13 protein-coding genes, 1 tRNA gene and 1 other RNA gene are annotated in these 11,763 nt (G+C 36.6%); 14 read left to right on the top strand and 1 reads right to left on the bottom strand.

What is annotated here, in order from left to right; all coding sequences use genetic code 11:
* Positions 1-2 precede the first annotated feature (2 nt).
* From AC07SW_RS09370 to AC07SW_RS09355, 4 genes are all read left to right on the top strand, one after another.
* A tRNA-Pro gene (locus AC07SW_RS09370) sits at positions 3-76 on the top strand.
* Positions 77-256: 180 nt separating this feature from the next.
* Positions 257-718: a CtsR family transcriptional regulator gene (locus AC07SW_RS09365; RefSeq protein WP_034573285.1), complete on the top strand. Its 462-nt coding sequence runs from the start codon at positions 257-259 to the stop codon at positions 716-718.
* Between the two features lie 17 nt (positions 719-735).
* Positions 736-3,210, top strand: a complete 2,475-nt coding sequence (locus tag AC07SW_RS09360) for an ATP-dependent Clp protease ATP-binding subunit (protein WP_119908623.1) — start codon at positions 736-738, stop codon at positions 3,208-3,210.
* A gap of 78 nt (positions 3,211-3,288) precedes the next feature.
* Positions 3,289-3,639 carry a hypothetical protein gene (locus tag AC07SW_RS09355; protein WP_034573289.1) on the top strand — a complete coding sequence of 117 codons (351 nt, stop codon included), beginning with the start codon at positions 3,289-3,291 and terminating at the stop codon, positions 3,637-3,639.
* Between the two features lie 49 nt (positions 3,640-3,688).
* Here the strand turns inward: AC07SW_RS09355 and AC07SW_RS09350 are convergent, their stop codons facing one another.
* Positions 3,689-4,555, bottom strand: a complete 867-nt coding sequence (locus AC07SW_RS09350) for a helix-turn-helix domain-containing protein (protein WP_119908622.1) — start codon at positions 4,553-4,555, stop codon at positions 3,689-3,691.
* A 154-nt stretch (positions 4,556-4,709) separates the two neighbouring features.
* Between AC07SW_RS09350 and tadA the strand changes: the two genes are divergently transcribed.
* The 10 genes from tadA to darA all read left to right on the top strand — a co-directional run bounded on the left by tadA (position 4,710) and on the right by darA (position 11,746).
* Positions 4,710-5,225 carry a tRNA adenosine(34) deaminase TadA gene (gene tadA / locus AC07SW_RS09345; RefSeq protein ID WP_057002206.1) on the top strand — a complete coding sequence of 172 codons (516 nt, stop codon included), beginning with the start codon at positions 4,710-4,712 and terminating at the stop codon, positions 5,223-5,225.
* Positions 5,226-5,297: 72 nt separating this feature from the next.
* Positions 5,298-5,384, top strand: an RNA gene (ffs, locus tag AC07SW_RS09340) — signal recognition particle sRNA small type.
* Between the two features lie 160 nt (positions 5,385-5,544).
* A complete protein-coding gene (dnaX, locus tag AC07SW_RS09335; RefSeq protein WP_494632727.1) occupies positions 5,545-7,395 on the top strand; it encodes a DNA polymerase III subunit gamma/tau in 1,851 nt (616 codons plus the stop codon).
* Positions 7,396-7,454: 59 nt separating this feature from the next.
* Entirely contained in the window at positions 7,455-7,766 is a 312-nt protein-coding gene (locus AC07SW_RS09330; protein ID WP_057002204.1) for a YbaB/EbfC family nucleoid-associated protein, read from the top strand.
* 65 nt (positions 7,767-7,831) lie between these two features.
* On the top strand, positions 7,832-8,428 hold the full coding sequence (gene recR, locus AC07SW_RS09325) for a recombination mediator RecR (protein ID WP_057002203.1): 597 nt from the start codon (positions 7,832-7,834) through the stop codon (positions 8,426-8,428).
* Between the two features lie 17 nt (positions 8,429-8,445).
* Complete coding sequence (locus tag AC07SW_RS09320; protein ID WP_034568159.1) at positions 8,446-8,676, top strand: YaaL family protein; 231 nt, start codon at positions 8,446-8,448, stop codon at positions 8,674-8,676.
* A 26-nt stretch (positions 8,677-8,702) separates the two neighbouring features.
* A complete protein-coding gene (locus AC07SW_RS09315; protein ID WP_135023126.1) occupies positions 8,703-10,118 on the top strand; it encodes an aminotransferase class I/II-fold pyridoxal phosphate-dependent enzyme in 1,416 nt (471 codons plus the stop codon).
* Between the two features lie 40 nt (positions 10,119-10,158).
* Complete coding sequence (locus AC07SW_RS09310) at positions 10,159-10,617, top strand: hypothetical protein (RefSeq protein ID WP_034568161.1); 459 nt, start codon at positions 10,159-10,161, stop codon at positions 10,615-10,617.
* Positions 10,618-10,753: 136 nt separating this feature from the next.
* The gene (gene tmk, locus AC07SW_RS09305; RefSeq protein WP_034568162.1) at positions 10,754-11,395 is read left to right on the top strand and encodes a dTMP kinase; all 642 of its coding nucleotides are present in this window, start codon (positions 10,754-10,756) and stop codon (positions 11,393-11,395) included.
* Between the two features lie 21 nt (positions 11,396-11,416).
* Positions 11,417-11,746, top strand: a complete 330-nt coding sequence (darA, locus tag AC07SW_RS09300; protein ID WP_034573295.1) for a cyclic di-AMP receptor DarA — start codon at positions 11,417-11,419, stop codon at positions 11,744-11,746.
* Positions 11,747-11,763: the final 17 nt, after the last annotated feature.

Genomic DNA, 11,763 nt, shown 5'->3' with positions numbered 1-11,763 from the left:
AACGGGAAGTAGCTCAGCTTGGTAGAGCACTTGGTTTGGGACCAAGGGGTCGCAGGTTCGAATCCTGTCTTCCCGATAATGAAGACAAAGTTAAGATGAGTTATCCTAGATATGGATAACTCATCTTTTTTATTTTACATAAACTGAATTTTTTTATTGAAATAAGTAGACTTGCTTTTCAAATGAACATTTTTCTCGTATAATTAAAGTCAGTATTAGTCAAAATCTATTAAATCGTTTAAGAAGGAGGAGACTTATGCAAAATCAAAATATGTCAGATATCATTGAAGCCTATTTGAAACAAGTTTTAGGTGTTCATGAACAAATTGAAATTAGACGTAGTGAAATGGCTAATCAATTTAATTGTGTACCTTCTCAAATTAACTATGTTATCAATACTCGTTTTACTGTTCAACAAGGTTATTTAGTTGAAAGTAAACGTGGCGGTGGTGGCTATATTAGAATTATTAAAGTGAAGTTATTAGACAAAGTAGAAATGCTAGATGCGATGATTCAAATAATTGGAGAGAAAATTTCCCAAAAAGATGCTTATTCAATTATTCAAAAATTATATGAAGATGAAGTTATTACTAAGAGAGAAGCTACCTTAATGCTCTCTGCACTGGAAAAAAATGTTCTGGCAAGTAGTGAAAAAAATGAAAATAGTTTACGAGCAAAGATTTTGATCGCATTTGTGGACAATTTAAGATATGAATAAATGATGGAGGCGTTAAAATGAACGAATTATTTACAGAGAAAGCTAAAATGGTTTTAATTCTAGCACAAGATGAAGCAAAACGTTTTCGTCATCATTCAGTTGGGACAGAACATATCTTATTAGCACTAGTGATTGAACAAGAAGGCATGGCAGGTAAAACACTAAGACAATTTGCCGTTAACGAGCAGGATGTTCGAGAAGAAATTGAACATTTTACTGGATATGGAACAATGGGAAGTATTTCTAAAAATGTCATTTTACCCTACTCTCCTAGAGCTAAACAAGTTATTACTTTTGCAACAGATGAAGCTAGACGTTTAGGAGCACCATTAGTTGGAACGGAACATTTATTATTGGGCTTATTACGCGAAGAAGAAATTTTATCTTCTAAAATATTAAGTAATTTAGATGTAAGTTTAAATAAAACAAGACAGCTGCTACTTAAAAAAATTGGTGTTAGTGATAGCAAAAGTAAGCGTAGTAAGACTGCAGCAACTCAATCAGTTGGTGGAACGCCTACGTTAGATTCTTTGGCTCGAGATTTAACTGCGCTAGCCAGAGCTGGAAAAATGGATCCTGTTGTGGGACGTCAAAAGGAAGTACATCGTTTGATTCAAGTGTTGAGTCGGAGAACGAAGAACAATCCTGTCTTGATTGGTGAGCCTGGTGTTGGTAAAACAGCAATAGCAGAAGGTTTGGCACAAAAAATTATTAATGGTGAAGTTCCAAAAGACTTATCTAAAAAACGATTAATGATGTTAGATATGGGATCGATGGTTGCGGGAACTAAATACCGTGGTGAATTTGAAGACCGCATGAAAAAAGTTATTGAAGAAATTTATCAAGACGGTGAAGTGATTCTCTTTATCGATGAGTTGCATACCTTAATCGGGGCTGGTGGAGCAGAAGGAGCCATCGATGCTTCAAATATTTTAAAACCCGCTCTTGCAAGGGGAGAATTACAAACGATTGGTGCAACGACTTTGGATGAATACCAAAAGTATATTGAAAAAGATGCTGCTTTAGAACGTCGTTTCGCACCTATTCAAGTAGACGAACCAACGGCTGAAGAAGCAGAGGAAATTTTACTTGGTTTGAGATCTCGTTATGAAGAGCATCATGGTGTAGAAATTACGGATGAAGCAATCCATTCTGCGATTCAATTTTCAATGCGTTATATCACATCAAGACAGTTGCCAGATAAAGCGATTGATTTGATTGATGAATCGGCTGCCAAAGTTCGTTTAGATGTTTCAGATAAACCTACGCCAGTAGCAGTAGCAATTGCTGAATTGGATGCATTAGTGGCTGAGAAAGAAGAAGCCATTCAAACTCAAGATTTTGAAAGAGCTGCTAAAATTAGATCAAAAGAGATGCGTCAAAAGAAAAAAATTGAAAACTTAATTATCAAAGAAGGGAAACAGACAACTTCTTCTAAATTACAAGTAACACCAATTGATGTGGCAGAGGTCGTTTCATTGTGGACAGGGATTCCAGTTCAACAAATGGAACAAAAAGAAAGTGACCGTTTACTAAATTTGGAAAAAGTATTGCACAGCCGAGTTGTAGGTCAAAAAGAAGCGGTTAGTGCTGTTTCAAGAGCTATGAGACGCGCTAGAAGTGGTTTGAAAGATCCAAATAGACCAATAGGTTCATTTATGTTCTTAGGCCCTACAGGTGTCGGGAAGACGGAATTAGCGAAAGCTTTGAGTGAAGCTATGTTTGGGAGTGAGGAAGCACTCATTCGAGTGGATATGTCTGAGTATATGGAAAAATACAGTACAAGCCGTTTAATTGGTTCACCACCAGGATATGTCGGTTACGATGAAGGCGGACAGTTAACAGAAAAAATTCGCCAAAAACCTTATTCTGTTATTTTGTTAGATGAGGTAGAAAAAGCGCATCCGGATGTCTTTAATATTTTATTACAAGTTTTAGATGATGGTCATTTAACGGATTCAAAAGGTCGTAAGGTGGACTTTAAAAATACCATTATGATTATGACTTCAAACTTAGGTGCTACGGCTTTAAGAGATGAAAAATCAGTTGGGTTTAGTACAAAGGATAAGAAGAAAGATCATAAAGCAATGGAAAAACGAATTTTAGAAGAATTGAAAAATACGTTTAGACCTGAATTTATCAACCGAATTGATGAAACAATTGTCTTCCATTCATTAGAAAAAGACGAATTAACGGAAATTGTGAAACTAATGGGCAATACGATTATCAAACGTCTAAAAGAGTTAGACATTCATGTGAAAATCACACCTGCAGCCAATGAAGTGATTGCTAAGGCAGGTTTTGATCCAGAATATGGAGCACGACCACTAAGAAGAGCCTTGCAAAAAGAAGTTGAAGATCGTCTAAGTGAAGAATTATTAAACGGTACGGTTAAAATTGGAGACGAAGTAACAATTGGTGCGGTTAAAGGGAAAATTCGGATTCAAGTCAAAGAACCAAAAATCAAAAAAATAAAAGCTGTTTCAAAATAAGGCTTTCATTAGTTAAAAGTAAGGATCTATGTTAAAATTATACTAAATATCAATCTAAGAAAAGGGACGTGAAAGAATATGAAAAATTCAACTAAAGGTTTATTAATAGGCTTAGGCGCAACAGTAGTAGTAGGAACCATTATTGTTTCTTCTTCAGAAAAAGCACTCCAAAAGATTGAAAGTTACATGAATCGTAAACGCGCTAAAGACTTTATCAAAGAAAAATTAAACGGCAATGACGATGCGTTATCTGTTGTGGACCAATTATCAGATGAAGAAATCTCAAATCTGTTAAAAATTGTAGACAAGATTGGAAATCTTAAAGGTAAAATCAACGTTTATGGCGATAATGTAAAAGATATGGCTGAAGATTTTAAACACACGTTACATGGTTACACTGAAACAGTCAAAGAAAAATTCGATAAGTAAATAGAAAACTCCTCATTCGGACATTAGTTGAACGAATGAGGAGTTTTTTTTAAATAAGAACAAGTAAGTAACACAAGGTTAAATCGTTTTGATCTTTTAAAGAAAATGAGGTTGCTTCTAAAAAACGATCAATTCGATATTGTAAAGTGTTCCGATGGATGTATAATTTTTTTGCTGCTAATGAAAGATTTCCTTGTGTTTCCCAAAGAATTTGGACGAGTTCTTGCCAATCGACTTGTTCGGAAAGACTGTCTTTCAAGTTTTTCATCAAAAAACTTTTTTCGGTAGATGTTTTTGTGTAGTAAGCAAGAGCAATTTGGGGAAGAGACAGAACAGGATTCTTTGTGGTCTGTTGTTGGTGATTAAAAATGGACTGCTCTTCGTGAAATAACTTTGGGAAATCAGTTGTTAATTGCCAAAAATGGCCGATATAACAAAATACTTTTATCGAAAAATCATCTTCCAAAGCTTGAATAACGCCGCTTAGTTCTTCCAGTGTAAAGTCGTTTTTGGTTTCTTCTTGAATAAGAATCCCAGTAGTCGGATTGATAAAAAAAGAATCCTCACAGGCAGGAAAAACTTGTGAAAAAGCTTCTAGCCACATAAACTGATTCTCTGAATCAAGTGGGTGAGAGAGGGTAAATTGAATCACGCGATAATTGCCTTTTTTAGTTGACGGCAGCTGCTTAGCTTGCCATAGAAATTGGTACCAAATCGAATGACTTAAGGCCTTTTTTGTTTCTTTTTTTATTGGGAAAAGAGCTTGTAATAATTGAATTTCAGATAGCTTAAGTTCATTAGTTGAGATTTTAATCCATTGAGTATGATAGGGTAGACACAGAATCCCACTCTCATTACTGGGAGTTTCAACTAGGGTTGCATTTGGATAAAGGGTTTGTAAACGTTCAAAATCCAAGGGAAAAACTCCTTTCGAATCAACTTGTAATTGCTTACATTAGTATAACACAATTTTAAAATGAACTTAATAAAATCCCACAGATTAGAAAAATTAGATATAGAAAATAAGCGAACTATGATAGGATATAGAAAACGAACAAAGGAATTGGCAGATGTATACACAAGAAGAAAAAGAATTTTTTATGAAGGAAGCAATAAAAGAAGCACAAAAGGCTGGCGATAAATTAGAAGTTCCTATTGGGGCTGTTGTGGTTTTAGATGGCAAAGTGATTGCTCGTGGTCACAATATGCGAGAAGAGACCAATGACGCTACGACTCATGCTGAAATGATTGCGATTCGCCAGGCAAATCATCTTTTAGACAGTTGGCGTTTAGAAGAAGCAAGTTTATTTGTAACGCTAGAACCTTGTCCAATGTGTAGTGGAGCAATGATTATGTCACGAGTCAAAGAGGTTTATTATGGTGCGGAAGATCCTAAGGGTGGAACTGCGGGGACGCTTTATAATTTGCTGACAGACGAGCGCTTTAATCACCAAGTGGCAGTTGAATCAGGTATTTTAGCAGAAGAGTGTGGTCAATTGTTAAGTGAGTTTTTTAAAGCCCTGCGACAACGAAAAAAAGAAGAGAAGCTTGCAAGAAAAAGTGCGGAGCAAAATAAGTTAATTTAACTTTATTGATACAATTTCTAAAAAAAGCTAGCTTTTAGGGGAAAGATAAGGTAAAATAAAGATTGCCGAAAGGCCTTATAGCAATGGTGAACTTATGAATCGTGTCAGATCTGGAAGGAAGCAGCACTAAGTATGCTTCGCCATGTGCTGTAAGTACATAGTGAGAAACTCTTAATACAATTTGTATTGAGAGTTTTTTTTCACGCTTAAGAAAATGATGGGAGATTTTACTAAATTTTTAGTTTAAATGAATGAAATCCTATCTTTTTTAACGTATAATAGAAATTAGTAAATCTTCGGTTCAGAAAGAGGGAAATAGATGAGTTATCAAGCACTTTATCGGGTTTGGCGTCCCCAAAGATTTCAAGATATTGCTGGACAATTAGCGATTACTCAAACACTGCGTAATGCATTGATACAACATAAAACAAGTCATGCTTATCTATTTACAGGTCCAAGAGGAACGGGTAAGACGAGTGCTGCCAAGATTTTTGCAAAAGCAATTAACTGTCATCATATTGTTGACGGTGAACCATGTAATACCTGTGAAACTTGTATGGCGATTACGAAAGGTCAATTAAATGATGTCATTGAAATTGATGCGGCGAGTAACAATGGCGTCGAGGAAATTCGTGATATTCGAGATAAGGCCAAATATGCACCAACAAGTGCTGATTACAAAGTATACATTATTGATGAGGTTCATATGCTTTCAACAGGTGCGTTTAATGCCTTATTGAAAACACTAGAAGAGCCACCAAAAAATGTTATTTTTATTTTAGCAACAACCGAACCTCATAAAATTCCGTTAACCATTATTTCGAGGACGCAGCGCTTTGATTTTAAGCGTATTTCAGTGAAAGATATATGCGGAAGAATGGCTTATATTTTGGAGCAAGAAAAAATTGGATTTGAGGAAAGTGCCTTGCCTATTATTGCGCGCTCAGCAGAAGGCGGAATGCGTGATGCATTAAGCATTTTAGACCAGGTAATCTCCTATGGTGAGACGGAAGTAACGTTGGAAAATGCAATGAGTGTCACTGGAAGCCTCACGCAAGAATTGTTATTAACTTATTTTGAGGCCATTTTAACAAATGATACTGAAAAAGGATTGGCAATTTTACAAGGTATTTTAGCTGAAGGCAAAGATTCTGCACGTTTTGTCGAAGATTTGATTTTATTCAGTCGTGATTTATTGGTGTATCAACAAGCGCCACAAATGATTGATTTACTAGAAGAGGCGAGTGCAGATACGACGTTCAAGGAATTAAGCGGGAAGATTCCGGCGAGTATTTTATATCAAATGATTACAATTTTAAATGACTCTCAAACAGAAATGCGCTTTACGAATCACCCAGATATTTATTTGGAAGTGGCAACAGTTAAAATGACACAGTTGCGAGTGAATGTGGCGCCTAAGATGGAATCTATTCAGCCAGCACCTCAGGAAATACCTGAAACAAAAGAAGCGAGTGGAAATGTAGGGCATTTAGAAGCTGAAATCAACGAATTAAAAAAACAGCTTTTAGAACTAAAAGAGAATGGAATCGTTGCAAGTGGAGCTGCAAAAAAACCACAACAACGAGTTACCAAAAAAACTGGGAACAATCAATTTAAACCAAATACAACAGGGATCTATCAAGTTCTAAAAGAAGCGACAAAAGACAATTTATTGCAATTAAAAGAACTGTGGCCTGATTTATTAAATATGCTTTCAGTGACGCAACGAGCGGTGATGAAAGCCTCAACACCTGTTGCAGCAAGTCCAACAGGCTTGATTGTTTCTTTTGAATATGATATTTTATGTCAGAAAGCAACCGATGATCAAGAATTAATGGAAGCAGTTAGTGAGGACATGCGCCGATTAATCGGACATACCCCAAGAATGATTTGTGTGCCAAGCGATCAATGGCCAACGATTCGTAGCGAGTATTTGAGTCAAAATAAATCAAAACCAACGGAACAACCAAAAGAAGCACACGGGGGTTCACCAAAACCCACTTCTGAAGCAATGAACCAACAACTCGTTCAGGAACCACCAGCGCTAACGCCAACATTTGACGGTCTTGATGACCTCGTGGCACCTCCAATTGCAGACGATCAAAATACAGTCGTCACTGAAGCACTTGAGTTATTTGGAGAAGAAATGGTTGAAGTGTTGAATGATTAAGATTTTTAACTAATTTAGTTTTAAAATAAAAAGCGAACCAATGAAAGGAAGTAGACAACATGCGTGGAATGGGAAATATGCAAGGTATGATGAAACAAATGCAAAAAATGCAAAAAGAAATGGGATCAGCACAAGAGGCTTTAAACCAAAAAGAATTTACCGGGGTAGCTAGTGGTGATTTGGTATCCATCGTGATGACAGGTGACAAGAAAGTGAAAGACGTTGTTATCAAGCCAGAAGCGGTAGATCCAGATGATATTGAAATGTTGCAAGATTTAATTTTAATGGCAACAAACGATGTATTAGCAAAAATTGAAGTTGAAACACAATCAACAATGGGAAAATTCACTAAAGGAATCCCAGGTTTATAAATCAACGATAAAAAAAGTGGGACGTTTGAAGCGTCCCACTTTTTAAAACAGTGAGGATGAGCAGAATGCATTACCCAGAACCAATTTCAAAATTAATTGATAGCTACATGAAATTGCCCGGAATTGGTGCAAAAACAGCTGCCAGATTAGCGTTTTTTACAATTGATATGAAGGAAGAAGACGTGACGGATTTTGCTAAAGCGTTGATTAGTGCAAAAAGAGATTTGCATTATTGTTCGATTTGCGGAAATATCACGGAAGGCGATCCATGTGAAATATGCCAAGACACAACGAGAGATCGTAGCATTGTTTTAGTAGTGGAAGACCCTAAAGATGTGATTTCAATGGAAAAAATGCGCGAATATCATGGTTTATATCATGTCCTACATGGCGTATTGTCACCAATTGAAGGCACTGGTCCTGAAGATATCAACATTCCAAGTTTAATCAAACGACTTCAATCGGATGAAATCAATGAAGTGATTATTGCTACAAATGCAACCGCAGAAGGCGAAGCAACCGCTATGTATTTATCACGTTTAATTAAGCCAGCAGGAATTAAGGTGACGCGTTTAGCTCATGGATTATCTGTAGGTAGTGATATTGAATATGCCGATGAAATTACGTTATTGAAAGCTGTTGAAGGACGTAGAGAACTTTAAGGAAGAGGGAAGCGAAAATGTTTTTTAAGAAAAATAAAAAAGGATTATTGCGTAAAGAATACGATGAGGCCCTTTTAAACTTGATGTATCGTACAAAAGACCAATGGGAAAATAAGAAAGAAATTGAAGAGGCTGTATTTGATAAAGATGGGTTATTATTTGCAGAAACGAAATTAGCTGAAGCTAAATACTTTTATTTATTTAAAGAAGCACGAATTCGTAAAATTAAAAGTACAAAAATTAGATAGGTTTGATTAGAGGAGGTCATTAGCCGATGGAGAAAGAACAACTTAACCAACAGCAACGGCCTCTTTTTGACGCTTTGAGAAAGCACAAGAAAGTGGAAAAACAATCATTTCATGTTCCTGGACATAAAAATGGTTTAAATTGGCTAGATGAAATGAGTGAATTTAAACAGCTGTTGGCGTATGATCAAACCGAAGTAAGTGGCTTAGATTATCTGCATGAACCAACCGGTGTGATTGAAGCAAGTCAAACCTTGTTGTCTGATTTTTATAAAAGTGAGAAGAGTTATTATTTGGTTAACGGTTCAACAGTAGGAAACTTAGCGATGATTATGGCATCTGTGAAACGAGATGACCTCATTTTAATGACGCGTGATGCCCATCAGTCCGTTATTCATGGGGTTGAATTGGCAGGGGCAACTCCTTTGTTTTTAGGTCAAGTTAGTGAAGCGGAAGGCACAATTAAAGCAGGAATTAAACCGGCAGATTTAAAGGCAGTATTCAAACAATATTCAGGAATTAAAGCGCTGGTTATGACGTATCCAACTTACTACGGCGAAATTTATCCTTTAAAAGAGTTGATTGAACTTGCAAAAGCAAATAATTGCTTGGTGCTAGTCGATGAAGCGCACGGGGCTCACTTTACGTTAGGATCACCTTTTCCAGTTTCTGCACTGGAACTTGGAGCAGATGTAGTGGTTCATTCTGCACACAAAATGTTGCCGGCACTAACGCAAGGCTCTTATTTGCATATTGGAAAAGGAAGTTCCATAGAATTCCAAAGGGAAATAGAACATTATTTACACATACTTCAATCTAGTAGTCCTTCATATTTGTTGATGATGTCATTGGAGTATGCACGTTACTTTTTAGCTAATTGGACATTGGATGATCTTAAGCAGACGCTTGCCTATGTGACTTTTTGGGAAAATAAATTAGAGCAAGCTGGATTTGATGTACTGAAAACAGCAGATCCACTTAAATTGAACATTCGTAAAACGGGCTATTTAGGAGAAGAGTTAGCTATTTATTTTGAAGAAAAAGGGTTGTTCCCAGAGCTTTCGACGGAATCCTTTATTTTGTTGACATTTCCCTTGTTGAAAGCGCAGCAACCTATTCAACTACCAGAGGTAGAGCTTGCACAGCTTGAGAGCCGAGAAGTTGCAGTAAAAAAACGACCGATTGTCAGATACCCTCAAATGGCAACTTTAGCGTTATCTTATGAACAGCAAAAGATGAAGGCTGTTGAATTCGTTGATTTAGAACAGGCAATAGGGTGTATTTCAGCAGTTACGGTAACTCCTTATCCACCAGGAATTCCATTGATTTTAAAGGGAGAAGAAATTAAACAAGAGCAGCTGGCTGTTTTAAAAGCGGGGTTGGCACAGTTTAATCGAGTTGTAGGATTGAAAAATAAGAATAAAATCCTGGTTTTTTCTCATTAGGATATTAGATTGAAATTACAGAATTGAAAGAGGTTAAATTATGTTATCATTTGCTGAAAAAAAAGCGATTTTTGATGAATTTGAAGAATTAACGATGCACGAAGTTTCCCTTAAACGTTTGAATTACCATTTTGAAGAAAGTGCTGTTCCGAAAACAACAGTAGTCAAATTTTTACATCCTAATGGAAATGCCTTTATTTATGCGGGGTATTTGCCAGAAGAAGATACAATGAAAGGCTACATTTCTGTTTTAGAGGAAGATGCAGAAATGATTCGTCAAATGACAGCTGATGCGATTGAGTATTTAAAGAAAACGGTTGATGGCTATGAAGAAGGATACCAAGAAAATTGGGTGGAAGATCATGGCGATTATTTAACGCTAGAATATCGTAATGGCATGTGGTCCATTATCATGTCTAGTGGGGCATTAGAGGCTATCTTTAAAACTAGAGATGCTGCGGTTGGCTATTTGGAAGATGAAGGTTTTTTTGAGGAATAAGCAAGAAGACTATTCTAAGTGAATAGTCTTCTTTTTTTAGAATAAATTCATCCAAATAAGGATTTCAATTAGACTGATGACACTAGATAACGTATAATAAGAACTAAGAATTAAAGTAGATAAGGAGTATGATAAAGTGGCAGGTATTTTTATAACAGTAGAAGGTCCAGATGGTGCAGGAAAGACAAGTGTCTTAAGGGAGTTGTTGCCACTTTTAGAAAGCACAATTAAAATGAATGTAGTCGCAACAAGAGAACCAGGCGGGAGTCGGATTGCAGAAGAGATTCGTGAATTGATTCTGAATCCTCAAAACACAGAGATGGATATTCGTACAGAAGCCTTACTTTATGCAGCAGCTCGACGTCAACATTTAATTGAAAGAATCAACCCAGCTTTAGCCAAGGATGCTTTAGTAATTTGTGATCGATTTGTCGACAGCTCACTAGCCTATCAGGGGGCTGCTCGTGGTATCGGAATTTCAGAGGTAGCAGCAATCAATCACTTTGCAACAGACGGTGTAACGCCGGATTTAACCTTGTACTTAGATGTAGAGGCTAGTGTCGGAATTGAACGCATCAATCGCAATAAGGAAACACGTCAATTTGATCGTTTGGATCAAGAAAAATTGGAGTTTCATGAAGCGGTTCGTGCAGCGTATTTAACTTTAGTAGCAGAAAATCCAGCAAGAATCACCTTAATTGATGCAAGTGGTACGATTGAAGAAGTCGTAGCAGCTTGTTTAGATCAGATTAAACGTGTTTTTCCAACTAAATTTTAAAAAGAGAAAGGTTGAGTAATGATGAAATTAATTTTAGCGATTGTCCAAGATAAAGATAGTGTACGTTTGTCTAATGAATTTGTAGATGCAGGTGTACGTGCAACAAAACTCTCAACAACAGGCGGTTTTTTGAAAGCAGGAAATACAACGTTTATCGTAGGGATTGAAGACGAGCGAGTGGATGAAGTTTTAAACTTGATTCGTGAAACCTGTCAAGCTAGAGAACAATTTATGACGCCACCAATTAGTTTAGATGTTTCAATGGATACTCATATGCCTTACCCAATAGAAGTTCAAGTCGGCGGAGCGACCGTTTTTGTAATGCCAGTTGAACAATTTCACCAATTTTAAGGGATGAGTGAAGGTGA

Source organism: Carnobacterium sp. GW821-FHT04C06, assembly GCF_059420345.1.
Note: the sequence above shows the minus strand (reverse complement) of the source record. Positions and strands in the feature narration are given on the sequence as shown.